General features: G+C 70.3%; 21 protein-coding genes and 1 riboswitch. Of the genes, 13 read left to right on the forward strand and 8 right to left on the reverse strand.

The window, feature by feature from the left end:
• Positions 1-210 precede the first annotated feature (210 nt).
• Together G6W55_RS03540 and G6W55_RS03545 are read right to left on the reverse strand one after the other, a co-directional pair.
• Entirely contained in the window at positions 211-2,397 is a 2,187-nt protein-coding gene (locus tag G6W55_RS03540) for a serine protease (RefSeq protein WP_175519295.1), read from the reverse strand.
• Positions 2,398-3,099: 702 nt separating this feature from the next.
• Positions 3,100-3,675 carry a TerD family protein gene (locus G6W55_RS03545; protein ID WP_030785528.1) on the reverse strand — a complete coding sequence of 192 codons (576 nt, stop codon included), beginning with the start codon at positions 3,673-3,675 and terminating at the stop codon, positions 3,100-3,102.
• A gap of 190 nt (positions 3,676-3,865) precedes the next feature.
• Between G6W55_RS03545 and arfB the strand changes: the two genes are divergently transcribed.
• Positions 3,866-4,303: an alternative ribosome rescue aminoacyl-tRNA hydrolase ArfB gene (arfB, locus tag G6W55_RS03550; protein WP_175519296.1), complete on the forward strand. Its 438-nt coding sequence runs from the start codon at positions 3,866-3,868 to the stop codon at positions 4,301-4,303.
• 228 nt (positions 4,304-4,531) lie between these two features.
• On the opposite strand, the gene G6W55_RS03555 is transcribed toward arfB, so the two are convergent.
• Complete coding sequence (locus tag G6W55_RS03555) at positions 4,532-5,050, reverse strand: flavin reductase family protein (protein WP_309243619.1); 519 nt, start codon at positions 5,048-5,050, stop codon at positions 4,532-4,534.
• Between the two features lie 504 nt (positions 5,051-5,554).
• On the opposite strand from G6W55_RS03555, the gene cdgB reads away from it, so the two are divergent.
• Together cdgB and G6W55_RS03565 are read left to right on the forward strand one after the other, a co-directional pair.
• On the forward strand, positions 5,555-7,222 hold the full coding sequence (cdgB, locus tag G6W55_RS03560) for a diguanylate cyclase CdgB (protein ID WP_175519297.1): 1,668 nt from the start codon (positions 5,555-5,557) through the stop codon (positions 7,220-7,222).
• 189 nt (positions 7,223-7,411) lie between these two features.
• Complete coding sequence (locus G6W55_RS03565) at positions 7,412-8,350, forward strand: CBM35 domain-containing protein (protein WP_175519298.1); 939 nt, start codon at positions 7,412-7,414, stop codon at positions 8,348-8,350.
• Between the two features lie 3 nt (positions 8,351-8,353).
• Here G6W55_RS03565 and G6W55_RS03570 read toward each other — a convergent pair whose 3' ends face one another.
• From G6W55_RS03570 to G6W55_RS03580, 3 genes are all read right to left on the reverse strand, one after another.
• Positions 8,354-9,274, reverse strand: coding sequence for a 1-phosphofructokinase family hexose kinase (locus G6W55_RS03570; protein ID WP_175519299.1), 921 nt, complete (start codon positions 9,272-9,274; stop codon positions 8,354-8,356).
• Between the two features lie 113 nt (positions 9,275-9,387).
• Positions 9,388-10,596 (reverse strand): N-acetylglucosamine-6-phosphate deacetylase, encoded by a 1,209-nt coding sequence (gene nagA / locus G6W55_RS03575; protein WP_175519300.1) that lies wholly within the window; start codon positions 10,594-10,596, stop codon positions 9,388-9,390.
• The gene (locus G6W55_RS03580; RefSeq protein ID WP_309243620.1) at positions 10,596-11,609 is read right to left on the reverse strand and encodes an ROK family protein; all 1,014 of its coding nucleotides are present in this window, start codon (positions 11,607-11,609) and stop codon (positions 10,596-10,598) included. Before G6W55_RS03580 ends, nagA begins: the two co-directional genes overlap by 1 nt.
• A 243-nt stretch (positions 11,610-11,852) precedes the next feature.
• On the opposite strand from G6W55_RS03580, the gene G6W55_RS03585 reads away from it, so the two are divergent.
• The 3 genes from G6W55_RS03585 (at position 11,853) to otsB (ending at position 14,261) form a co-directional block, all read left to right on the forward strand.
• Positions 11,853-13,076 (forward strand): ABC transporter substrate-binding protein, encoded by a 1,224-nt coding sequence (locus tag G6W55_RS03585; protein ID WP_175519630.1) that lies wholly within the window; start codon positions 11,853-11,855, stop codon positions 13,074-13,076.
• 61 nt (positions 13,077-13,137) lie between these two features.
• Positions 13,138-13,368, forward strand: coding sequence for a DUF3263 domain-containing protein (locus tag G6W55_RS03590; protein WP_030785507.1), 231 nt, complete (start codon positions 13,138-13,140; stop codon positions 13,366-13,368).
• A gap of 20 nt (positions 13,369-13,388) precedes the next feature.
• A complete protein-coding gene (otsB, locus tag G6W55_RS03595; protein WP_175519302.1) occupies positions 13,389-14,261 on the forward strand; it encodes a trehalose-phosphatase in 873 nt (290 codons plus the stop codon).
• Here otsB and G6W55_RS03600 read toward each other — a convergent pair.
• Together G6W55_RS03600 and G6W55_RS03605 are read right to left on the reverse strand one after the other, a co-directional pair.
• Positions 14,249-15,667, reverse strand: a complete 1,419-nt coding sequence (locus G6W55_RS03600) for a trehalose-6-phosphate synthase (RefSeq protein WP_175519303.1) — start codon at positions 15,665-15,667, stop codon at positions 14,249-14,251. The genes otsB and G6W55_RS03600 overlap by 13 nt on opposite strands.
• Positions 15,668-15,935: 268 nt before the next feature.
• The gene (locus tag G6W55_RS03605) at positions 15,936-16,880 is read right to left on the reverse strand and encodes a glucosyl-3-phosphoglycerate synthase (RefSeq protein WP_175519304.1); all 945 of its coding nucleotides are present in this window, start codon (positions 16,878-16,880) and stop codon (positions 15,936-15,938) included.
• Between the two features lie 168 nt (positions 16,881-17,048).
• Positions 17,049-17,194, forward strand: a riboswitch (SAM riboswitch).
• 18 nt (positions 17,195-17,212) lie between these two features.
• Between G6W55_RS03605 and thrC the strand changes: the two genes are divergently transcribed.
• From thrC to G6W55_RS03640, 7 genes are all read left to right on the forward strand, one after another.
• Positions 17,213-18,496 (forward strand): threonine synthase, encoded by a 1,284-nt coding sequence (gene thrC, locus G6W55_RS03610; protein WP_078633936.1) that lies wholly within the window; start codon positions 17,213-17,215, stop codon positions 18,494-18,496.
• The gene (locus tag G6W55_RS03615) at positions 18,493-18,768 is read left to right on the forward strand and encodes a ubiquitin-like small modifier protein 1 (RefSeq protein WP_030785492.1); all 276 of its coding nucleotides are present in this window, start codon (positions 18,493-18,495) and stop codon (positions 18,766-18,768) included. The genes thrC and G6W55_RS03615 overlap by 4 nt, the downstream gene beginning before the upstream one ends.
• Before the next feature lie 463 nt (positions 18,769-19,231).
• Positions 19,232-19,438: a cold-shock protein gene (locus G6W55_RS03620; RefSeq protein ID WP_007493268.1), complete on the forward strand. Its 207-nt coding sequence runs from the start codon at positions 19,232-19,234 to the stop codon at positions 19,436-19,438.
• A gap of 322 nt (positions 19,439-19,760) precedes the next feature.
• The gene (gene groL / locus G6W55_RS03625; protein ID WP_030785488.1) at positions 19,761-21,383 is read left to right on the forward strand and encodes a chaperonin GroEL; all 1,623 of its coding nucleotides are present in this window, start codon (positions 19,761-19,763) and stop codon (positions 21,381-21,383) included.
• A 220-nt stretch (positions 21,384-21,603) separates the two neighbouring features.
• Positions 21,604-22,125, forward strand: a complete 522-nt coding sequence (locus G6W55_RS03630; RefSeq protein WP_175519305.1) for a hypothetical protein — start codon at positions 21,604-21,606, stop codon at positions 22,123-22,125.
• Between the two features lie 149 nt (positions 22,126-22,274).
• On the forward strand, positions 22,275-23,402 hold the full coding sequence (locus G6W55_RS03635; RefSeq protein ID WP_309243621.1) for an NADH:flavin oxidoreductase: 1,128 nt from the start codon (positions 22,275-22,277) through the stop codon (positions 23,400-23,402).
• A 126-nt stretch (positions 23,403-23,528) separates the two neighbouring features.
• The gene (locus tag G6W55_RS03640) at positions 23,529-24,926 is read left to right on the forward strand and encodes a S1 family peptidase (RefSeq protein ID WP_175519307.1); all 1,398 of its coding nucleotides are present in this window, start codon (positions 23,529-23,531) and stop codon (positions 24,924-24,926) included.
• Positions 24,927-24,933 lie beyond the last annotated feature (7 nt).

Here is a 24,933-nt window from a genome sequence, read left to right on the forward strand (position 1 = left end):
TCCCATGTAGGGGGCTGTGTCACGGACGGCGTTCCACCGCCCGGTGTCTCCTTCGGCCTTCGCGCTTCCTCCGTGCAGCCGGTGGCCAGGGCGGTGAAGGCGAGGGCGATGGCGATGCTGCGGGCGAGAGTGCAGTGTGTGCGCATGCGGTTCCCGTCATGAGTGCGGACGTGGCGCCGCCGAGGAGGCGGCGCCACGCGCTGGGCAGGTCTATCGGGTACTGCGGCGGTACAGCTCGGGACCACAGACCTGGGCGCACGGATCGCTCGACTGTGCAGCCCTCGGGGCGGCGAAGCCGTTCGGCGGCGGAACCAGTTGGTACTCGCGTCCGAGCGCGTCGGCCTGGGTATTGCCGTACATGGACACTTCGCCGTCCGACCACCGGACGAACAGGTCGTCCTCCCAGTTGTTGGCGCCGAACTCGCCTGCTGCGATGACACGGGCATGGGGCCAGGTGCCGTTCGCCGCGAGCACTGTGGACTTTCCGCCCAGACCTCGGGTGCCGACATCCTGATAAATGGTCAGGCTGCCGTCGGACCACTTCACGAAGAGGTCGTAGTTCGGGTTGGTGTCGCTGGTGTCCCCGTCGAAGTCACCCCCGGTGATGAGGATGGAGTCGCTGGCCCAGAGACTGTTCTTGGCAAGCAGTTGAGTCTCCGCGTGGAGGCCGGCGCCATCGACGTTGGTGTACTTGGTGACCTCGCCGTCGACCCAACGGACGATGAGGTCGTCAGGCCACTTGTTGCCGCCGTACTTTCCTGTCGCGATGCCCTTTGCATGCTTCCAGACGGAGCCCGCTTGGGCGATCTTGATCTCGTTCGCCGGGTGCTCGCTCGACGAGGTGGGGAGCTTGCTTTTCTGGTCGATGTCCTTGTAGATCGTCACTTCACCGTCCGACCACTTCACCAGCAGGTCGTAAGCGTTGGATCCGGTGTAGTCGCCCGCGGTGACCACGTCGGCGTACTTGCTCCAGAGATCGTTGGGCTTGGCCAACTGCACCTCGCAGGGCTGCCCGGCCTTGCACCCGGTGTAGAAACCCTGGTTCTGGTCTCCGGGGTAGAGCGTCACCTCACCGTCGCTCCATTTGACGATCAGGTCGGAGTCGCCGTACTTCTGCGACTCGGTGTGGAACGTGCCGGAGGTCGCGGCCATAGCGTGTCGCCACAGCTTGGCGTCTCCCATGCCCTCGGTGCCCTTCGGAGTGTCGGGCGCGTAGTCGTTGACTGCCTGGTTGTAGAGACGGACCACGTCAGCGTCGAACTGGGAGGAGTACGAGACATCGTCCCGCGTCCCACCCGTTTTGTAGCCGCCGATGACGCCGATGATGTCGCCCCGCTTGCCGTCGAAGTTCCGCAGGAAGGGACCACCAGAGACGCCTGGAGCGAAGCCGTCGCAAGCGATTTCGAGGAACCTGCCCTCGAATCCCTTGGTGGTGGAAGAAGGACAGACGAGCGGTGCTTTCGATCCGCCCGGGAATCCGATGAGGGCGACATTGCGCTGCGCGAGCTGTGAAGAATGCAGGGTGGTCAGCTCATTTCCCATACCGGTTGCATTCTCCAGGAATTCGCCCTTTGAGTTCGGGCCGGCCCTGAGGATGGCGAAGTCCAAGTCGTCCGCTTTGGTCGGCCCCTGGGCCAGGTAGCGTCCGTCGATCCAGACTTTCCCCTTCTTGATGGGAAAGATTCCGTAGGGGGCAATCCCGCGGCCCCGGTGCGCAGGGTCTGGCTTCCAGCCAGGTGCGAAGGCGAGGGACTTGAAGCGGTCGTTGTCGTTGAGACAGTGAGCCGCGGTGATGATGAGCGACTTCGTCGGGGAGGCGACGGTGGAGGCCGAACAGAACTGGTCCCGGCTTCCGGGGTCAGGCTGTGGATCGTCATCGTCGGCGATGAGGAAGACGCCAGCCGTCGCCACACCTCGTTTGTCGAACGCGGAAGCTGCGCCCACCCTCTGCCCAGGGGAGGGGACGCCCCCGGCGTCCTTCCCCCCGCCGCCCGCCTCCCTCGTGCCAGGCTCAACTGGTACGGCGTCGGCGATGCGTTCGGGCGTCCAGTAGCTCTCTGCGGCCTTTGCTTCGGCGATCTCCTCGGGAGTTGCCTTCAACTCCTGTCCCGGCGGCAGAGGAACGTCCGTCGGCTCGGTCACTGAAGCCTGATCTGGGGGCGACTCGCTCCCGCGCGTCGGCTCCGAGGAGACCGAGCCACTGGCGTCGGTCGGCGATGGCGTGGGCGGGATGGTGTCGGCCTGGGGTGCTACCGATGACGCCGTTGTGGCGCCAGTTTCAGTCGGGGGCGGCGTCGGTAAGGCCGCCGCAGCGGAGGTGGTGGCCAGCAGAACCGCCGCAGTCACCAGGCCGAGCCCGCCGAATTTCCACCTCGGAGGTATCACGTACTTGCTCACAGATGGGATTACCTTTCACGGTTGGTCAGGCCGTCAGGTGGCGTCCATGCATTAGCCATGCGCGTGGGCGCACGGCGACATGACACCGCTTCAGGGAACCGCACTCAAACGCATGCCTATGCGGTTCACTCGGCTGAACCATATGTGAATCTCACGAATCATTCGATCGCTTTTCTGTGAGCTCGAGTCGGATCGGAGAGAACGCGCCACGAAGGGAATTCTTCATTCCGCACGAGTGTGCCCATGAATCAGCCCTTGCGCGTTCCCTCCGCTCCCGAGAACGTAAATGTAATTTGGCGACTATTCGCCCCAGGTGAGGGGAGTGACGAGGCCGTCGGTCAGGGAGCTGTCGGCTCTCGGGGGCGTCAGGACGGCGAGGAACCGGGAGCCTTTGGGTCGCTGGAAGGCCCAGGCCCAAGCCAAAGTGCCGAGACATCACTTGGGGCCTGGGCAGGCGGCTCGGCCTCTCGGCCGAGAGCAGCCCGGCGCCGGTCGAGCAAGCCACGTCGCGCACGCACGGGGGGGCCAGCAGCCCGGGGACCCGCATGAGACACGGCTTGGCTGCGATGGGGGGCGGGGCAGGGGGAGGTCCCGCGCCGGTTGTTTCTCGAGCACAGACCTCGTATCTGTCCGCGGCATACGAAACCCCTGGTGCCGCCCGAAAGCGGGACCAGGGGCTCCGTGCAAGGAATCCGGGTCGCGTCAGACGTTGACGCCGAAGTCCTGGGCGATGCCCGCCAGGCCCGAGGCGTAGCCCTGGCCTACCGCGCGGAACTTCCACTCCGCGCCGTTGCGGTACAGCTCGCCGAAGACCATCGCGGTCTCCGTCGCCGCGTCCTCGCTCAGGTCGTAGCGGGCGATCTCGGCGCCGCCGGCCTGGTTGACGATGCGGATGTAGGCGTTGCGGACCTGGCCGAAGTTCTGCGAGCGGTTCTCCGCGTCGTAGATCGAGACCGGGAAGACGATCTTGTCGACGTCGGCCGGGAGGCCGGCCAGGTTGACGTTGATCGCCTCGTCGTCGCCCGCGCCCTCACCGGTGCGGTTGTCGCCGGTGTGGACGATGGTCTGGTCCGGGGTCTGCTTGTTGTTGAAGAACACGAAGTGTCCGTCGGAGTAGACCTTGCCCTGCGGGTTGACCGCGATCGCCGAGGCGTCGAGGTCGAAGTCCGTGCCGGTGGTGGTGCGGACGTCCCAGCCGAGGCCCACGGTGACGGCGGTCAGGCCCGGAGCCTCCTTGGTGAGCGAGACGTTGCCACCCTTGGACAGGCTTACAGCCATGGTTGGGAGTCCTTTCCCTCGTTGCGTAGAGGCTTCGCGGCACGAAGCTACAGCTATCCCTATGAACGCGAGCAAGGGGCCCGAAGGTTCCCCGTGTCTTTACTTTCTTTACCAACTGTCCCTCCACCGGCCCCGCCAGCCGCTCCCGGCGGCGATATTGGGGTGACGCGGGCCCGGCCGGGCGGGGACCATGGACGGCATGTCCGGTCCCTATCTCATCCGCGGCTCCGTCGCCCTGCCCGAGGCGGAGCTGGTCTGGCGGTTCTCGCGGTCCTCGGGCCCGGGCGGCCAGCACGTCAACACCAGCGACTCCCAGGTGGAGCTGCGCTTCGACCTGGCCCGCACCGAGGCCCTCCCCGAGGTGTGGAAGGCGCGGGCGCTGGAGCGTCTCGCCGGGCGGCTCGTCGACGGCGTCGTCGCGGTCCGTTCCTCCGAGCACCGCTCCCAGTGGCGCAACCGCGAGACCGCCGCCGTACGCCTCGCCGCGCTGCTCGCGGAGGCCACCGCCCCGCCGCCGAAGCCGCGCCGGGCGACCCGCATCCCGCGCGGGATCAACGAACGCCGGCTGCGGGAGAAGAAACAGCGCGCGGAGACCAAGCGGGGCCGCTCCGGACGCGACTGGAGCTGATTGCGCCGATCGCGCTGATTGCACGGCACAGCGAACGTGTACGAAAGTGAAGGCCGACTTCGCTTCCGACTAGGTCTGCCGACAGTCGTCCGCAAGGTCAAGGAAGCGAAAAGGGCGCGTAGTTCGCGGTGGACGAGAATTCCTGACGGGGCGTCGGTGTTCGCGCCTGTGACTAATCCGGACGGGACGAAATTGCCGTTCAGTTGTCCGTTCGGTTGATTCGCCCGGTCATCCCAACTGCCGGTACCTGCCCCGGAAATACAGCAGCGGCCCGCCCTCCGCGCTCGGCACCCGCGCGCCCAGCACCCGGCCGATCACCAGCGTGTGGTCCCCCGCCGTCACCCGCTGCTCGGTACGGCACTCCAGGGTGCCCAGGGCGCCGCCCACGAGGGGCGCTCCGGTGAGGGCGCCGGGGGTGTACGGGATGTCCTCGAAGAGCAGCCGGTCGCTGAGCCGGCCCTTCATCGCGAACCGGCCCGCGATGTGCCGCTGGCTCTCCGCGAGCACCGACACCGCCCACAGCGGCTGTTCGTCGAGCAGGTCGTCCATCCGGGAGCCGGTGCGCAGGCTGACCAGCACCAGCGGGGGATCCAGGGAGACCGACAGGAAGGCGGTGGCCGTCATCCCGGCGTACTCGCCCTGCGGCGCGCCGGGGTCGTCCGGGTCCAGCGGCGGCTCCTGCGCGGTCACCAGGACCACCCCGCCCGCCAGCCGGGACATCACCGCGCGGAACTCGTCGTTGCTCACCCCCACAGCATGCCCGGGGGCCCCGGCGGGGGCGGGGACAGGGGGAGTCTTCAGCACGTCGGGAGTCAGCACGTCCGGCACGCTAATGTCCGGCACGCGGGGCCCGCATCGGGCTTCCGTCCGAGCCCGGCCGCCCCCATGGTCGTAGGACCCCCGGCGGATCCCGTGGCACATTGCCGGCAGATCTCGGCGCGGTCACCGATCTCCGGACACCGGGGCGATTCCGCGGGGCTTCCCGTACGCTCGGCCGTGTGTCGTCATACGCTCAGTAAACACACAGGGAAAACGCAGAAACTCCACTCAATTGTTCACGTTTATATGTGACTTGAGTCACAAGGGGCATTAATTGTTGACCCTGTGTACCGAGTGGGCAGCGCGCTGTGATTCAGTGGCGGAGGCGTCACGACGTCACCAGGACACTCACACCGACGGACCGCACCAGAAACGACGTCACGCCGAAGACAACCCTTGATTCGCTGCGAAGTCTCGGGGGGAGGGCGAAGCATGGACACCGAGTCGGAACCGTACGTCCGCCTTGCGTCCCTGCGACAGTTGCATCAGGTCATGGCCGACATGAACACGGCCCGCAGCCTGGCCGACACCTTGCAGACCGTCGCCGACGGCGTCGTCACCGCCCTCGGCTACGAGCTGGCCTGCGTCAACCTCGTGCGCGGCGACGGCGATCTCGTGGTCGCCGCCCTCGCCGGGAACCCCGCCGCCGAGGCCATGATCACCGGCCGGGTCGGCTCGCGCGAGTCCTGGGAGCGCCGCCTCGGCATGGGCGAGACCTGGGGCGACCTGGTCTTCATACCCCACACCGAGGGCTGGATCCTCGACGACGACGACGTACCGCAGTGGTACACCGACGGGCCCGCGCCCCGCTTCGAGAACGAGTGGCACCCCTCCGACCGGCTCTTCGCGCCGATGTTCACACCCCCCACGCCCGGCACCGGGCCCGGCGGCGAACTCATCGGCGTCCTGTCCGTGGACCGGCCGCGCAACGGCCGCCTCCCCGGCGCCTGGGGCCGCGAGGCGCTCCAGATGTACGCGTTCCAGGCGGCCATCGCCATCAGCAACGCACGTCTACGCGCGAATATGCAGCGGGCACTGGTCCGGCTCGAACGCGAACAGCAGGCCCTGCGCGCCAGCGAGGAGTCCTTCCGGCAGGCGTTCGAATACGCCCCCTCCGGCATGGCCATCGCCGAGATGGGCGGCGACCAGCACGGACGGATCCTGCGGACCAACGACGCCCTGTGCCGCCTCCTCGGCCGGCCCGCCGCCGCGATGCGCCGCTACTCCTTCTCCGACCTCGTCCACCCCGAGGACATAGGCACCCTGCTCCGCACCTCCGCCGAGGGCGGCCGCGCCGAACTCCGCCTCGGCCGCCGGGACGGCACCTACGTCTGGGTCAGCCTCCGCAACTCCGTCGTCGCCGACGCCGCCGACGGGCCCCGCTTCCTCCTCACCCACGTCGAGGACATAGAGGAGCGCAAGCGCCGCGAGCTCCAGCTCGCCCACCGCGCCTCGCACGACTCCCTCACCGGCCTGCCGAACTCCGCCGAACTGCGCTCGCGTCTGTCCGCCCGGATCTGCCAGCGCCCCCAGTCCACCCACCCGGCCGTCGTCGACGCCATGGACCAGGCGTACGGCCACCCCGCCTTCGACGCCAACGGGCACGGCTTCGACTACCGGCCCGGCGGCGCGCAGAGCTTCGACGCCTTCGACCACCATGTGCACACCGCCGCCCCCGAGGAGGACGGCCGCGACGACGGCACCAAGGGGCTCGCGGTGCTCTTCTGCGACCTCGACGGCTTCAAGTCGATCAACGACCGGTTCGGGCACAACGCGGGTGACGCGGTTCTCATCGAGGTCGCCCGGCGGCTGTCGCAGTGCGTCCGCGACGGCGACACCGTCGCCCGGCTCGGGGGTGACGAATTCGTCATCCTCGCCGACGGTCTCGGCCGCGCCGACGCCCAGGACCTCGCCGTACGCCTGCGCAACGAGATCATCCAGCCGATCCGCGCCGAGGGCCGGGCCGTCCGGGTCGGCGCCAGCTTCGGCATCGGGTGGGCGCACTGCGGGATGACCGCGGACGAAGTGCTGAAGTCCGCCGACGAGCGGATGTACGTCGAGAAACGATCCCGTCCCAAACAGCACAGACGGGCGGGATGAGTCCCGGATCGCGGTCCCGGATCGGCCCAGGCAGGGCCGGGTGGGCGTCTTCGTGGCCGAGTCGATGCGATCCGAGTCACCCGTTCGGGTCACCCGGAGCGGGTAGGCTCGCCCTTCTCACCCCTGAATCGCATTGCATCGCATCAACCCCGCACCTGTTGACCCGCACCTGTTGAGGAGTACGAAGGGATGACGCCCGGCAACAACGGCGCGAGCACGCCCGAGGACGACGACCCGTTCGGCTACCTCTACGCCGACGGTCAGGCCAACGGAGCCCAGCCGCCCTCCAGTGGTTACGGCTACCCGAACTCGGTCAGCCGGGTGCGCGCGGTAGGCGAGCGCCAGTACGGACAGCCGCAGCAGCAGACGGCTCAGTACGGGCAGCCGACGGTCCCCCAGCAGGGCGCGTACGGCCAGCCGAACGCGAACTACGCCGCACCCGAGACCTTCCCCGGCGGCCCGGGCGGCCCGACCGGCCGTCAGCAGCCCGTACCGGGCGGTGGCGGCCGTGGCCGCGGCCCCAACACCAAGGGCCTGCTGATCGGCGCGGTCGCGGTGGTCGCCGCGGTCGTCGTCGGCATCGCCATCGCGATGACGGGCGGGGACGACGGCACCGGCGACAACGCCGGCGACCAGCCCTCCACCACCCCCTCCGCCGCCGCGAGCGCCTCCCCGAGCGAGTCCTCCACCAGCGAGGCCACGGAGGAGAAGCTGCCGACGATCGAGGCGAAGGCGCTGAAGCTGGAGGGGGGCGCCACCACGTCCAACCAGTACAAGGGCGCCAAGTCCGACGGCGGGATCTACGTCACGGGCTTCAACCAGGTCGGCGCCAAGGTCTCCTGGACGGTCAACGGCATCCCCAAGGCGGGCGGCTACCGGCTCTACGTGCAGTACGGCATCCCGGGCGTCGACGCCGACGCGACGCTGGTGGTCAACGGCACCCCCCAGACCCGTGCGCTGAACATGAAGAACTTCAGCAATTCTCCCCAGGGCGACTGGGAGAAGGGCTGGCAGAACACCTGGGCCAGCGTGAACCTGACCAAGGGCACGAACACCATCGACGTCACCTGCGCCGACGGCAACAAGTGCGACGTGAACCTCGACCAGCTCTGGCTCACCAAGGGCTGATCCTCAGGCCGCGGTGACCTCCGTGGTCACCGCGACCCGGCCCAGGAGTTCCTCGTAGGACGTGCGGTCGAAGTCGCCTGCCGTGGGGGACAGGACCGTGGCGGTCGCGAGGGCTACCGCGCGGGACAGGCGGGCGGGCCAGGGGAGGCCCTCCACGAGGGCGGAGAGCAGGCCGGCGGAGGCGGAGTCGCCCGCGCCCGTCGGGTTGCCGCGGAGCCGGGCCGGCGGGGCGGCACGCCAGCGGCCCTCGTCGGCCACCGCCACCAGGCCCTCGGCGCCGAGCGAGGCGACCACGGCCCGCGCACCCCGGCGGCGGGCGTCCTGGGTGGCCTTCAGGGGCTCGTGGGACCCCGTGAGTTCGGCGAGTTCGTCGGAGTTCGGCTTGATGATGTCCGGGCGGGCGGCGACGCCCCGGCGCAGCGGCTCCCCGCTCGTGTCCAGCAGGACCGGCACCCCGGCCGCCCGTGCCGTACGGACCAGGCCCGCGTACGCCCCCACCGGCACGCCCGGCGGCAGGCTGCCGCACAACGCGACCGCCTCGGCGCCGGCCACCAACTCCCCGTACACCCCCAGGAACGCGGCCCACTCGGCCGCGCCGACCAGCGGGCCCGGTTCGTTGAGCTGGGTGGTGTCGCCGGTGCGGGCGTCGACCACGGCGACCGTACGGCGGGACGGGCCCGCGACCGGCACCAGCGCGTCCTCGACCCCGGTGAGCCGCTCGCGTATCAGCCGGCCGGTGCCGCCGCCCGCGAACCCGGTGACCGTCACGTCGTGCCCGAGCGCGGCCAGCACCCGGCCCACGTTCAGCCCCTTGCCGCCGGGCCGCTCCGTCACGTCCGTCACCCGGTGCGCGGCGTGCGGCCGCAACGCCGGTACGCGGTAGGTGATGTCGAGAGCGGCGTTCAACGTGACCGTGAGGATCACCCGCGACCTCCCCCGATTGTCCCAGCCCCGTGCCCGTCGGCCCTGATCATGCCAAAAGGACGGCGACCGGCCCAGCCCTCGGGCCGGCCACCGTCCTCTTCCGGGGGGACGATTCAGGCCAGTTGGGGATCCACCACCCAGGCGCCCTTGCGCATCACGCCCCTGAGGTCGAAGTTCTCGTCCAGGAGGACCAGGTCGGCGTCCTTGCCGGGGGTGAGGGAGCCGGTCGTGTCGGAGAGGCCGAGGAGACGGGCCGGGTTGGTGGAGAGGGCGGCGACGACGTCCTCGACGGGGAGGCCGTCGACGGTCACCGCCCGCTTGAACGCGCGGTCCTGGGTGAGGGTGGAGCCCGCGATCGAGCCGCCCTCGACCAGCCGGGCCACGCCCTCGCTGACCTCGACCTCCAGCGGGCCGAGCATGTAGCGGCCGTCGCCGATGCCGGCCGCGTCCATCGCGTCGGTGATGAACGCGACCCGGTCCGCGCCCGCATGACGGAACGCCAGTTCCAGGGCGGCCGGGTGGAGATGGGTGCCGTCGTTGATGAGTTCCACGGTGACCCGCTCGTCCTCCAGGAGCGCGGCGATCGGGCCGGGCGCGCGGTGGCCGAGGGCGGGCATGGCGTTGAACAGATGCGTGGCGACGGTCGCCCCGGCGTCGATGGCCTTGACCGTCTGCTCGTAGGTGGCGTCGGTGTGGCCCACCGCCGCGATCACCCCGTGCTCGGCGAGCAGCCGTACGGAGTCCAGGCCGCCGGGGAGTTCGGTGGCCAGGGTGACCATCCGGGCCTGGCCGCGGGCCGCGTCGATCAGCTTGCGGACCTCCGCCGGGTCCGGGTCGCGCAGCAGTTCCTCGGAGTGCGCGCCCTTGCGGCAGGGCGAGATGAACGGCCCCTCGAAGTGGATCCCGGCGAGATCGCCCTGTTCGGTGAACTCGGAGAGCAGCCCCGCCTGCCGGACCAGGAAGTCCATGTCGTCGGTGACGGTGGAGGCGACCAGGGTGGTGGTGCCGTGCCGGCGGTGGGTGTCGATCGCCCGCCGGATGTCCTCGGGCGTCCCGGAGAAGGAGGCGCCGCCGCCGCCGTGGTTGTGGATGTCGACGAAGCCGGGGACCAGCCAGTGCCCGCGGGCGTCGACCACACGGGCGTGCTCGGACGCCGTGGCGGCGATACGGGAGCCCTCGACGGTCACCTGGCCGCCCCGGACCGTTCCGGAGGGCAGGACCACATGGGCGCCGGACAGGGTCAGGGGCGCCGGGCCGGCCGCGGGCCGCGGGTCGTGGGTGGCTCGGCGCGTGTCGTCCCGCGCCCCTAGGGGGGTGACCATCAGGGTGTTACCTCCATACCGTCAGTCGTGGCCGTGCCGTCTGCCGCTTCCGTGCTGTCCGCCGCTTCCGTGCTGCCAGTCGTGTCCGCGCCGTCCGTCGTGCCGAGGAGATCCCAGGCCAGGAGCCCGGCGCCCAGGCAGCCCGCCGTGTCGCCCAGTGCCGCCGGCACGATCGCCGGCAGTTTCTGGAAGGTGACCCGCCGCCGGACGGCGTCCCGCAGTGGTGTGAACAAGGTTTCCCCCGCCTCGGCGAGCCCGCCACCGATGATGAGCGTGCGCGGGTCCAGCAGGGTGAGCGCGGTGACCAGCCCGTCGGCGAGGGCGTCCACGGCCCCCTGCCAGATCCGGACGGCGTTCGGCTCCCCGGACGTGACGGCCTTGGCGCAGTCGGCGGCGTCGGCCTCCGGGTCCCCGCAGGCCGCCGCCCACGCCTCGCTGACCGCGGCGGCGGAGGCGAACCGCTCCAGACAGCCGTGCTGGCCGCAGGGACAGGGGGTCCCGCCGGGCCGTACGACGATATGGCCGATCTCGCCCGCGAAGCCGTGCGCGCCCGCCTCCACCCGGCCGTCGACCCCGATGGCGCCCGCGATGCCGGTGCCCAGGGCCACGAACAGGAAGCGGTCGGCGCCCCGGCCCGCGCCCACCCGGCCCTCGGCGAGCCCGCCGGTGCGCACGTCGTGGCCGAGGGCGACGGGACAGTCGAGGCGGGTGGTGAGCAGGTCGCGCAGGGGTACGTCGCGCCAGCCCAGGTTGGCGGCGTAGGCGGCGATGCCCCGGGTCTCGTCGACGATGCCGGGTACGGCGACGCCGGCCGCGACCGCGGGCTCACCGAACCGTTCGGTGCCGTGTGCGCGCAGGTCGGCGGCGAAGTCGAGGATGGCGGCGATCACGGCGTCGGGGCCGCGCTCGCGGCCGGTGGCCCGGCGGTCCTCGTGCAGCAGGGTGCCGTCGGCCCCGACCAGGGCGGCCTTCATCCCGGTGCCGCCCACGTCGAGGGCGATGACATGTCTCACGGGAACAGTGTGGACCGAGTACCCGCAAGAGGTCTAGTCCACTTCGCGGGTTCGCGGTACCGTGCCGCCCCAAAGGCCCCGAAAGAGGTCTAGTCCACACAGGTGGTGTAGACCTTAATCCGGATAGCGGTCCATTGGTAGGAGCAATTACTTGTGAGCAGTCGGGAGAACACTCCAGTGCAGCGGCGGACAGGAAAGCCGGGAACGATCGCCGGGACGGTCGCGGGGGTGTCCGCGCTGGGCATGGCCGCGGTCCTCGCCGGCTGCGGGCTCACCTCGGGCTCCGACCACGTCACGCTCCACCTGGTCGCGGCCGACTACGGCGACTCCGCGGCCAACAGCTCCGAGAAGTACTGGGACGCCGTCGTCAAGGCGTACGAGAAGCAGCACCCGGACGTCACCGTCGAGGTGACCGTCTACTCCTGGAACGACGTCGACGCCAAGGTCAAGGAACGCGTCGCCGCCGGTGACCCGCCGGACCTGGCCCAGATCGGCGCCTACGCCGACTACGCGGCCGACGACCAGCTCTACAAGGCCGGCGAGCTGCTCTCCATCCCCGTCCAGGCCGACTTCGTGAGCCAGCTCGCCGACGCGGGCAAGGTGCGCGGTGTGCAGTACGGCATGCCGTTCGCCTCCTCCACCCGGCTGCTCTTCTACAACAAGACCCTCTTCGCGAAGGCCGGCCTCACCCCGCCGACCACCTGGGAGGAACTCGCCGCGGACGCCGCCGCCCTCAAGCAGAACGGCGTGAAGTACCCCTACGCCCTGCCGCTCGGCCCCGAGGAGGCCCAGGCCGAGACGCTCCAGTGGCTGCTCAGCGGCAACGGCGGCTACAACCAGAACGTCAGCAGCTACAGCATCGACTCCACCGAGAACGTCGACACCTTCGGCTGGCTGAAGAACGAACTGGTCGGCAAGGGCCTCACCGGCCCGGTGGCGCCCGGCGAGCTGAACCGCGCCGACGCCTTCGCCGCCTTCACCGACGGCGAGGTCGGCATGCTCAACGGCCACCCGTCCCTGATGAAGGCGGCCGCCAAGAAGGGCGTGAAGTTCGGCATGGTGCCGATGCCCGGCCTGGACGGTCCCGCCAAGGTCTCCATGGGCGTCGCCGACTGGATGATGGCCTTCCGCGAGAACGGCCACGCCCGGCAGATCGGCGACTTCCTCAACTTCGTCTACAGCAAGGAGAACGTGCTCGCCTTCTCCCGCGAGTACGACCTGCTGCCCGTCACCAACTCCGCCTCCCAGGTCATGAGCGCCGCCGAGGAGGACGCCGACCTGCGGCCCTTCCTCCAGCAACTCGCGCTCTCCGAGACCTACCCGGTCGGCCGGACCTCATGGGCGCAGGTCAGCGCGGAGATCAAGAAGGAGATAGGCCGCGCGGTCACCCCGAACGGCTCCCCGGCCACGGTCCTGGGCGACCTCCAGGAGACGGCCTCACGGGTGGAGAACGAAACCGGGGAATGAGCGGTCCGGGCCGGGTGGGCCGGCGGGCCGGATGTCGGTGGCCGGGGATACCGTGCGGGGCATGGAAGCGGAACTGGAGGAACGCGAGCGTGCCGTCCTCGCCCTGGAGCGGCGCGGTTTCCCCGGGCCCGGCGCGAAGGAGCGGGCCATCCGTGAGGAGCTGGACCTCTCCCCGGTCCGCTACTACCAGCTCCTCAACGCCCTCCTGGACGATCCCCGGGCGCTGGCCCACGACCCGGTCACGGTGAACCGGCTGCGCCGCGTCAGGGAGGCCCGGCGAGCCGAGCGCTGACCGCCGGATATCGTCGCCGTATGGGCATCCACGAGACGCACTCCAAGGAACCCGCACCCGTCACCCCCACCACCCCCGCCGGCCGGGACGGCCTCGCCGCGATCCTCGCGCGGCCCTCCCACACCCTCGTCGGACTCGACTTCGACGGCACCCTCGCCCCCATCGTCGAGAACCCCGACGACGCCCGCGCCCACCCCGACACCCTCGCCGCGCTCACCGCGCTGGCCCCGAAGGTCGCCGCCGTCGCCGTCGTCACCGGCCGGCCCGCCGAGGTCGCGGTGCGCAACGGCGGGTTCGCGGGCGTGCCGGGCCTGGAGCACCTCACCGTCCTCGGGCACTACGGCGCCGAACGCTGGGACGCCCGCACCGGCGCCCTCACCGCCCCGCCCCCGCACCCCGGCGTCGCCGCCGTCCGCGCCGAACTCCCCGGGATCCTCGCCGCCGCCGGCGGCCGGCCGGGCGTCCGGGTCGAGGAGAAGGGCGGCCGGGCCCTCGCCGTCCACACCCGGCGCGCCGACGACCCGCAGGCCGCCTTCGAGGAGCTGCGCGCGCCCCTCGGCGACCTCGCCGCGCGGCACGGGCTGATCGTGGAGCCCGGCCGGATGGTCCTCGAACTGCGCCCGCCGGGCATGGACAAGGGCGTCGCCCTGCTCGACCACGTCCGCGAGACCGGCGCCGGGTCGGTCCTCTACGCCGGGGACGACCTCGGCGACCTGCCCGCCTTCGCCGCCGTGGAGAAACTCCGCGCCGACGGGGTGCCCGGGCTGCTGGTGTGCAGCGGCAGCACCGAGGTCACCGAACTCGCGGAGCGCGCGGACCTCGTCGTCGACGGGCCCGCCGGGGTCGTGGGGCTGCTGCGGGAGCTGGCGGCCCGGCTCGGTCAGCCCGGCTGAATCTCCCGCAGCGCCTCCAACTGGTCCAGGAACCAGCGGGCCGGGGGCAGCGCGGTCGCCGCCGCCGCCAGCCGCTTGGTGCGCTCGGCCCGCTCCTCCGGCCCCATGCCCAGCGCCTCGTGCAGGGCGCGGGCGGTCTCCAGGACGTCGTACGGGTTGACGACGAGGGCGTCCTCGCCCAGCTCCCAGTAGGCGCCCGCCTCCCGGGACAGCACCAGCGCGCAGCCCTCGTCGGAGACCACCGGGATCTCCTTGGCGACCAGGTTCATCCCGTCCCGGATCGGGTTGACCAGGGCCACGTCCGCGAGCCGGTAGGCGGCCAGGGAGCGGGCGAAGTCGTCCTTGACGTGCAGCACGACCGGGGTCCAGCCGGGGGTGCCGTACGTCTTGTTGATCTCCGTGGCCAGGCGCCGCACCTCGGCCGTGTAGTCGCGGTAGACGGCGAGGTCCTGCCGGGAGGGGTAGGCGAAGGCCACGTGGACGACCCGCTCGCGCCACTCCTCGTGGTCGTCGAGGAGCTGCCGGTAGGCCAGCAGGCCGCGCACGATGTTCTTGGACAGCTCGGTGCGGTCGACGCGCACGATCGTCCTGCGGTCCTCGCCGCCGATCTCCTCGCGCAGGGCGGTGATCCGCTCCTCGACGTCCGGGCGGTGCGCGCGCTCCCGCAGGAAGTCGGCGTCGGCGCCGAGGCCGTGGACACCCACCTCCGTGCCGCCCGTGCCCCCGGCGAACTCGGCGGCGCAGGCGGTGAAGGCGTCTGCCCAGCGCCGGGTGAGGAAGCCCAGCCGGTCCGCGCCGAGCATGCCGCGCAGCAACTGCTCGCGGATGTCGGACGGGAGCAGCGCGAAGTAGTCCACCGGGGCCCACGGGGTGTGCGAGAAGTGGCCGATGCGCAGGTCGGGGCGGAGTGCGCGGAGCATCCCCGGCACCAGGCACAGGTGGTAGTCCTGCACCAGGACCGCCGCCCCCGGCGCGGCCTCCTCCGCCAGCGCCTCGGCGAAGGCCCGGTTGTAGATCTCGTACGACGCCCACTGGCGCCGGAACTCCGCGTCGAAGACCGGCTCCAGCGGGGTCTGGTACAGCAGGTGGTGGATGAACCAGAGCACGGAGTTGGCGATGCCGTTGTAGGCGTCGGCGTGCACGTCGGCCGGGACGGGCAGCATCCGCACGCCCTCCTCGCCGACCCCGCGCCGGACGGCCTCGCGGTCGCCGTCGGAGAGCGCGGAGCACACCCACAGGGCGCCCGCGTCCGGTCCGATCGCCGACAGCCCGGAGACCAGCCCGCCGCCTCCCCGTCTCGCGTCCAGCGAACCGTCCTCACGGACGGTGTAGGAGACCGGCCCGCGATTGGACGCGACCAGCACCTGGGCACCCCGAGCAGCGGCAGCATCGTGCGTGGTAGCCATACGCCTCAACCTAGCCCGGCACGGAAACGCTCAAACGTACGGTCACGGCGAGCGGAGGGTCGGTATCCGGCCGTGTTCGGGTGCCGTATACGGCGGGGTGCGCGTGTTACACGGGCGGGGGTGACGGCGGGACGGGTAGTGCGGCTGCGGGTCCGTGGGGGGCCGGTCGCGCAGTTCCCCGCGCCCCTGGGGAGTGAAGGTGGGCGTCACGTGAGGGGCGGGCCGGTTCCGGGGCCGGGGGTGCACGGTGGCCCGCCCGTGCCGGGAGTTACGCCACCTTGCGGGACTGGTACTCCGCCATCTCCGCCATCGGGGGCCGTTCCTCCATGTCGACCGAGTAGGTGTGGGGTTCGAAGCCGGACGGGCCGCGTTCGAACTGGGTGAGGGAGGGGCGGATCAGATGGCCGCGGGCCAGGCGGAGCTGGGCGGTGCGGTAGATCGCCGCCGCCATCCGGCCGAGGGCCTGGCCGTCCTGGTGGCGGTGTTTGCGCACGCCCACGTCGACCTGGGCGAGCGCGTCGAGGCCGACCAGGTGCAGGGCGTCGACCAGCATGCCCAGCTCGACGCCGTAGCCGACGGGGAAGGGAAGCTGTTCCAGCAGGCCGCGGCGGGCCGCGTACTCGCCGCCCAGCGGCTGCACGAACCCGGCGAGCTGCGGCCAGTGCATGTTGAGCAGCGGCCGGGCCATCAGCTCGGTCACCCGGCCGCCCTGCCCCGCGGCGCCGGCGAGCGGACGGTCGTACATGCCCTTGACGAGGTCCACGCCCAGGTCGGTGAGCAGGGGGCCCACGATGCCCGAGACGAAGTCGGAGGAGAACTCCCTGAGGTCGGCGTCGATGAAACAGACGATGTCCCCGCTCGTGACGAGCAGGGAGCGCCACAGCACCTCGCCCTTCCCGGGCACGGCGGGGACGCTCGGCAGGATGGTGTCCCGGTGGACGACCCGGGCGCCCGCCGCGGCCGCCACCTGGGCGGTGCGGTCGGTCGACCCCGAGTCGACGACGACTATCTCGTCGACCAGCGGGACCTGCTGCATGAGGTCGTGACGGATGATCGCGACGATGTCGCCGACCGTCTCCTCCTCGTTCAGCGCGGGCAGGACCACGGAGACCGACTGACCCGTGGCGCGCTTCGCGGCCATGATCCGGTGCAGCGGACGATCGGCCAGGGACCAGGAGCGGGTGGTCAGCCAGCGCTCGACTTCTTCCAGCACGGTCTGCGGCTCCTCACTGTCGTGATCACACAGGGTGCACGGGGGTGACCGTGTGATCCATCTCGCGGTTCGGACGACTATCTCAACTGTCCTGGCCTTCGGTTACAGTCTTGAACAACGCGGGTGACCATCGCATGTCCGGGGTCGCCGGCGTTCACAACCGAATACCGCTCATCCAGAGGGGCAGAGGGACACGGCCCGATGAAGCCCCGGCAACCCACCTAGACCGGTCTCGTTCACCACACGCGAGGCTCCCGGCGAGGGAAGGTGCCAAATCCGTCTCACGGCGAGATGCGTCGTGAGGAAGATGAGGAGAAAGGGCCTCGCCTCACATGGCTGCGCAGACTGTTGCAAGCACCACGAATCCCACGGTCGACCTGGGCCCCGCCGCCGCGCTGAGCTGCCGCGAGTGCGGCCACCGCGTGCCCCTCGGCCCGCTCTTCGCCTGCGAGGAGTGTTTCGGCCCGCTCGAGATCGCGTACGACTTCTCCTCCTACGACACCGAGGAGCTGCGCAAGCGCATCGAGGCGGGACCCGCGAACATCTGGCGCTACGCCCCGCTGCTGCCCGTCCCGGCCGACGTGGCGGACAAGCCGAACCTCAACCCCGGCTGGACCCACCTCGTCAAGGCCGACAACCTGGCGCGCGAACTCGGCGTCACCGGCGGCCTGTACGTGAAGGACGACTCCGGCAACCCGACGCACTCCTTCAAGGACCGCGTCGTCGCGCAGGCCATCGAGGCCGCGCGCGCCTTCGGCTTCACCACCCTGTCCTGCTCCTCCACCGGCAACCTCGCGGGCGCGGTCGGCGCCGCCGCGGCCCGCGCCGGCTTCCGCTCCTGCGTGTTCATCCCGCACGACCTGGAGCAGGGCAAGGTCGTCATGGCCGCGGTCTACGGCGGTGAACTCGTCGGCATCGAGGGCAACTACGACGACGTGAACCGCTTCTGCTCCGAGCTGATCGGCGACACCGCCGGCGAGGGCTGGGGCTTCGTCAACGTCAACCTGAGGCCGTACTACGCCGAGGGCTCCAAGACGCTGGCGTACGAGATCTGCGAGCAGCTCGGCTGGCGGCTGCCCGACCAGCTCGTGGTGCCGATCGCCTCCGGCTCCCAGCTCACGAAGATCGACAAGGGCCTCCAGGAGCTGATCAAGCTGGGGCTCGTCGAGGACAGGCCGTACAAGATCTTCGGCGCGCAGGCCGAGGGCTGCTCGCCGGTGTCGGTGGCCTACAAGGCGGGCCATGACGTCGTACGGCCGCAGAAGCCGGACACCATCGCCAAGTCGCTCGCCATCGGCAACCCGGCGGACGGCCCGTACGTCCTCGACATCGCCCGGCGCACCGGCGGCGCGGTGGAGGACGTGACCGACGAGCAGATCGTGGACGCGATCAAGCTGCTGGCGCGGACCGAGGGGATCTTCGCGGAGACGGCAGGCGGGGTCACCGTCGGCGTCACCCGCAAGCTCATCGAGAACGGCCTGCTGGACCCGGCGAAGACCACGGTCGTCCTGAACACGGGCGACGGCCTCAAGACCCTCGACGCGGTGGCCGGCACCGGCCTCACCGCCACCATCCGTCCGAACCTCGACTCCTTCCGAGAGGCTGGCCTGGCATGAGCGTGACCGTTCGTATCCCCACCATCCTGCGCACCTACACCGGCGGGCAGGCCGAGGTGTCCGCCGACGGGGCGACCCTCGGGGAGGTCATCTCCGACCTGGAGAAGAACCACACCGGGATCGCCGCCCGCGTCCTGGACGACCAGGGCAAGCTGCGCCGGTTCGTCAACGTGTACGTCAACGACGACGACGTCCGCTTCGAGCAGGGCCTGGAGACGGCGACCCCGGACGGCGCCGGCGTTTCGATCATCCCGGCCGTCGCCGGCGGCTGACCGGTGGCTGACCGGTGTTCAGTACCCGCCGGTAGTAACCGTCGGTAACAGCGATTACCGAGCGTTCATCGAATTGCCCCCTCCGTAAGAGAAGCGGAGGGGGCAATTCTGTGTGATTGAGCGCGGTACAGTTGGGGAACCGGGTCGCGAAACCCTGATCCGGAGTCTTTCTTCGCTGCCCCGCGTCCGACAAGAAGTAGCCAAAGTGCGTGCCTCTTGCGTGGCATTTGCGGCATTTGCCGGGCCCGACTTGCCCTGAATTCTGGCGAATTCTCGCCACATTCCGGATCGGGTGCGTCCGGAATTCTCGTCCGACTGACCTGTTGCAGACGGCAGTTGGACAGATACATTCAGCCGCGGTCGACGCGTTCCGGCGCACGCCCCCAACCAACTGGGGGGTGAGGTCTGACCCGGATCCGCGAAGTGTGGATCTGTGCAAGGGCCAGTAATAGGGGAGTTAGGCATGGCTCAGGGCACCGTCAAGTGGTTCAACGCGGAGAAGGGGTACGGCTTCATCGCGGTCGACGGTGGTGCGGATGTTTTCGTCCACTACAGCGCGATCCAGATGGACGGATACCGCACCCTGGAAGAGGGTCAGCGGGTCGATTTCGAGATCTCGCAGGGCCAGAAGGGGCCGCAGGCGGACATGGTCCGACTGGCGACCGGCTGAAGCACGCGCCGACTGACAGCGTCGTTCTTCTGTTTCATCTTCGAAGGGCCCGCGCCTCCCGGGGTGCGGGCCCTTCGGCGTGCCCGGAAGCCCTCCGCCCGCCGGCGACGGGCCGGGTCCTTCCGTGAGAGGCGCTTGCACTCGACCATGCCGAGTGCTAATCATTGGCGTTAGCACTCTGAAGGTGAGAGTGACAACGAAGGACCGGGTCGGTGAGGCCCGCAGGCCAAGTGGGGCAAGGAACCACGGGCCGGCGAGCCGTCCGTCGCGGGCGCGGGCGCGGTCCGAAGAATCACCCCCAGTCCTGGAGGGACCACTTCACATGGCCAAGATCATCGCGTTCGACGAGGAGGCGCGGCGCGGCCTCGAGCGCGGCATGAACCAGCTCGCGGACGCCGTGAAGGTGACGCTCGGCCCCAAGGGCCGCAACGTCGTCCTCGAGAAGAAGTGGGGCGCCCCCACGATCACCAACGATGGTGTGTCCATCGCCAAGGAGATCGAGCTCGAGGACCCGTACGAGAAGATCGGCGCCGAGCTGGTCAAGGAAGTCGCCAAGAAGACGGACGACGTCGCCGGTGACGGTACGACCACCGCGACCGTCCTGGCCCAGGCCCTGGTGCGCGAGGGTCTGCGCAACGTGGCCGCCGGCGCCAACCCGATGGCCCTCAAGCGCGGTATCGAGAAGGCCGTCGAGGCCGTCTCCGGTGCCCTCCTCGAGCAGGCGAAGGATGTCGAGACCAAGGAGCAGATCGCTTCCACGGCCTCCATCTCCGCCGCCGACACCCAGATCGGCGAGCTGATCGCCGAGGCCATGGACAAGGTCGGCAAGGAAGGCGTCATCACCGTCGAGGAGTCCCAGACCTTCGGTCTGGAGCTGGAGCTCACCGAGGGTATGCGCTTCGACAAGGGCTACATCTCGGCGTACTTCGCCACCGACATGGAGCGTATGGAGGCCGTCCTCGACGACCCGTACATCCTGATCGCGAACTCCAAGATCGCCAACGTCAAGGACCTGCTCCCGCTCCTGGAGAAGGTCATGCAGTCGGGCAAGCCGCTGCTGATCATCGCCGAGGACGTCGAGGGCGAGGCCCTGTCGACCCTGGTCGTCAACAAGATCCGCGGCACCTTCAAGTCCGTCGCGGTCAAGGCCCCGGGCTTCGGCGACCGCCGCAAGGCGATGCTGAACGACATCGCCATCCTCACCGGCGGCGAGGTCATCTCCGAGGAGGTCGGTCTCAAGCTCGAGAACACGACCGTCGACCTGCTGGGCAAGGCCCGCAAGGTCGTCATCACCAAGGACGAGACCACCATCGTCGACGGCGCCGGCTCCTCGGAGCAGGTCGCGGGCCGCGTCAACCAGATCCGCGCCGAGATCGAGAACAGCGACTCGGACTACGACCGCGAGAAGCTCCAGGAGCGCCTGGCCAAGCTCGCGGGCGGCGTGGCCGTCATCAAGGCCGGTGCCGCCACCGAGGTGGAGCTCAAGGAGCGCAAGCACCGCATCGAGGACGCCGTCCGCAACGCGAAGGCGGCCGTCGAGGAGGGCATCGTCGCCGGTGGTGGCGTGGCGCTCATCCAGGCGTCCTCCGTCTTCGAGAAGCTGGACCTCGAGGGTGACGAGGCGACCGGCGCCAACGCCGTGCGCATCGCGCTGGAGGCCCCGCTCAAGCAGATCGCCGTCAACGCCGGCCTCGAGGGCGGTGTCGTGGTGGAGAAGGTGCGCAACCTGACCCCGGGCCACGGTCTGAACGCCGCGACCGGCGAGTACGTCGACCTGGTCAAGGAAGGCATCATCGACCCGGCCAAGGTGACGCGCTCCGCGCTCCAGAACGCCGCGTCGATCGCCGCGCTGTTCCTCACCACCGAGGCCGTCATCGCCGACAAGCCGGAGAAGGCCGCGGCCCCGGCCGGCGGCGGCATGCCGGGCGGAGACATGGACTTCTGATCGACCGGTTCCGGTTGATCGACGTCTGACCGAGGGCGGTACCCCTGTGACACGGGGGTGCCGCCCTCGGGCGTTCCCCCTGGCGGGGCGGGTTCCGGCAGCCACCTCAGATCTTGATCAAAAACGTGGTGGCCGGGGCCCGCCGGTGGCTAGTTTCTGGGGGACCGCACCGGCACCGACCAGGCCGGGGCAGCACAACAGAACAACAGGGGGAAACACCATGCGCACTTCCACGCGCAAGTTCGTCACGGCCACCGCCGCCTCGGCCGTGTTCGCCGGTGGACTGATGGGCCTGTCGGCGTCGCCGGCCGCCGCCCACCCGGACTGCGACGACGTCTACAAGCGCAAGTACACGGAGATCTCGTCCACCTGGCACAAGGTGGTGGCGTCGGGGACCATCGACAACCGCCGCAGCAGCGCCTCGGTGCGCGAGAGCATCAGCGCGGAGATCAGCGCCAGCCTGAAGGGCACCGTCAGCGGGGAGATCGGCGGCAAGATCGACATCGCCGTGGCGGAGATCAACAGCAAGATGGGTGTGTCGGTCGAGGCCGGCGTGTCCATCGCCAAGGGCAAGACGACCATGATCGTCGTACCCGCCCGCAAGCGGGTCTCCTACAAGATCGGCATCAAGAAGCGGGTCTACCAGGTGGCGGTCTCCCACCAGTTCCGTAGCTGCGCCGTCTCCAACTCCTACGCCAAGGTGACGGTCGCGGACTCGTACACGGAGACCAAGAACACCTGACACGGCCTCCGTCCCAGGGCGGCGTGTGAGGGATCACAGGAAGTGCGGCGGGCGGAGCCGGAATGCTCCGCCCGCCGTGCTGGTTGACGTACGCAGCACTTGATGCATGTGCACATACCACCTGGTCAACCGTTACGAGGAGCCCCCACGTGAGCGTCACCCAGCCCAGCACCACGCGCGCCGCCGAGATCCTGTCCCGGCCGGTGTCGATCAACGGCCTGACCGTCCCGAACCGCATCGCGATGGCGCCGATGACGCGCATGTTCTCCCCGGGCGGCATCCCCGGCGCGGACGTGGCGTCGTACTACTCCCGCCGCGCCGCCGCCGGGGTCGGTCTGATCGTCACCGAGGGCACCTACGTCGGGCACGACTCCGCCGGGCAGAGCGACCGGGTGCCCCGGTTCCACGGTGAGGAGCAGCTCGCGGGCTGGGCGAAGGTCGCCGAGGACGTCCACGCGGCGGGCGGCACGATCGTGCCGCAGCTCTGGCACATCGGCATGGTGCGCAAGCAGGGCGAGCCGCCGTTCGCGGACGCGCCCGCGGTCGGCCCCTCCGGCATCCGGGTGGACGGCACCGAGGGCACCGGCCGGGTCATGACCCAGCGCGATCTGGACGACGTCATCGGCGCGTTCGCCGAGGCCGCGGCCGCCGCCGAGCGCATCGGCTTCGACGGCGTCGAGATCCACGGCGCGCACGGCTACCTCGTCGACCAGTTCCTGTGGGCCGGCACCAACCGGCGCACCGACGCCTACGGCGGTGACGCGGTCGCCCGCACCAAGTTCGCCGCCGAGATCGTGGCCGCCGTCCGCGAGACGGTCTCGCCCGAGTTCCCCGTCCTCTTCCGCTACTCCCAGTGGAAGCAGGAGGCGTACGACGCCCGGCTCGCCGAGACCCCGGAGGAGCTGGAGGCCATCCTGAGCCCGCTCGCCGCCGCCGGTGTCGACGCCTTCCACGCCTCCACGCGCCGCTACTGGGTCCCGGAGTTCGACGGCTCCGACCTCAACCTCGCGGGCTGGACCAAGAAGCTCACCGGCAAGCCGGTCATCAGCGTCGGCTCGGTCGGCCTCGACGGCGAGTTCCTGCGGGCGTTCGTCGGCGAGGGCTCCGGCACGCGCGGCCTGGACGACCTCCTGGACCGCCTGGAGGCCGACGAGTTCGACCTCGTCGCCGTCGGCCGCGCGCTGCTCCAGGACCCGGAGTGGGCCGCGAAGGTCCTCGCGGGCCGCCTGGACGAACTGGCCCCGTACGACGCGGCGGCGCTGCGCACGCTGAGCTGAACCGCCTTGATTCATTTGTTCGAAAACCCTACTGTTCACTCCAGGCGCTGACCACGCCGGTGCTCACGCTGACCACGTAAGCACCCGTCGGCGCAAGGAAGTTGACACTTCAATGGGGGAATTCGAATGAGGATCAGATCCGTCGTGCTGCCTGCCCTGGCGGCGGCCGGAATGCTCATACCGGTGGCCCATCCCGCGACGGCGGTGCCCGCACCGACCGGTGCGGCGGACCTCGCCGCGGTGGGGCGGGCGGACACCGCGGACGCGGATGTCATCGCCGAATCGGAGCGGCTGCGCCGCGAGTTCGGCTTCGAGGCCGGCGCCGTCGCGCCGGCCTCGGTCATGCGGACCGGCCCCGCTTCCGCCGTGCCCGCGTCTGCGTCTGCGTCTGTGTCCACGGACGCGGACGCGGCGTCGCTCGTCAACGAGTGGGGCTTCATCGGAACGGCCGCCGAGACCGCGGAGATGCAGCGCCGCGACGCGCTCACCGCCGCCGTCGAGCCGGTGGTGCAGAAGTTCGGCGAGGAGAAGAACTTCGCCGGGCAGTTCCTCGACACCGAGCACGGCGGGCGCCTCGTCGTCCAGTTCGCCGACGCGCTGCCCGCCAAGGACGCCCGGGACGATCTCACGGACAAGGCCGTCTCGGCGGGCAGCTCCGCCGCCGACGTCGAGTTCCGGGTCGTCCAGCGCTCGTCCCAGGAACTCACCGACGCCATGAAGGCGGTGTGGGAGTGGGACGACGCCACCCCGGACACGGCGTCCGTCGCCTCCGTCGAGGAGGACGTCCAGGCCAACCGGCTCAATGTCGCCCTGACACCGGGCACCGACCCGGCGGCCGTACGGGAGGCCCTCGGCACGCTGGGCGTTCCCACGCACATCACCGCGAGCAAGGGCGCCGACGACCTGGCGTGCACCTCCCGCACCGTCTGTGACTCGCCCCGGCGCGGCGGCGTCGGCATCACCATGCCCAGCGGCGGCGGCTGCACCGTCGGGTGGGTCGTCAAGAAGGGCAGCACCTGGGGTGCCGTGACCGCGGGCCACTGCGACTGGGGCCGTAACAGCGGCACGGTCAAGTCCGGTGCGGCGTACGGGACGTTGACGGGTGACAACGCCCTCAAGAGCGGCACGCACGCGGACATGCGGTTCATCAAGATCGCAAGCAACGCGAAGCCGTGGCTCTACCAGAACAATTCGAGCAAGGCCCGGGTCGTCAAGAACCAGGCGCTCGGATCCGTCGGGTCCAGCTCGTGCCTCTTCGGCCGGAACTCGGCGACCCCGACCTGCGGCAAGATCACGTCCACGAACGCGAGCCGCCGCAGCGACACCTGCGGGTGCGTGGTGTACGGGCAGTCCGCGGCGACGTTCGCGGCGAAGCCCGGCGACAGCGGCGGGGCGGTCGCCAGCAGCGCGACGGGGGCGACGGCGCGGGGCATCCTCTCCGGCGCCGACGGCACGGGCAAGATGCACTACAGCTCGCTGGCGTACACGTCGGTGTACGGCATGGGGAAGCTCGCCACGGGGTGACGCGGCC

The organism is Streptomyces sp. CAI-85 (assembly GCF_013363615.1).
In the GTDB taxonomy this organism is placed as follows: Bacteria; Actinomycetota; Actinomycetes; order Streptomycetales; family Streptomycetaceae; genus Streptomyces; species Streptomyces antibioticus_B.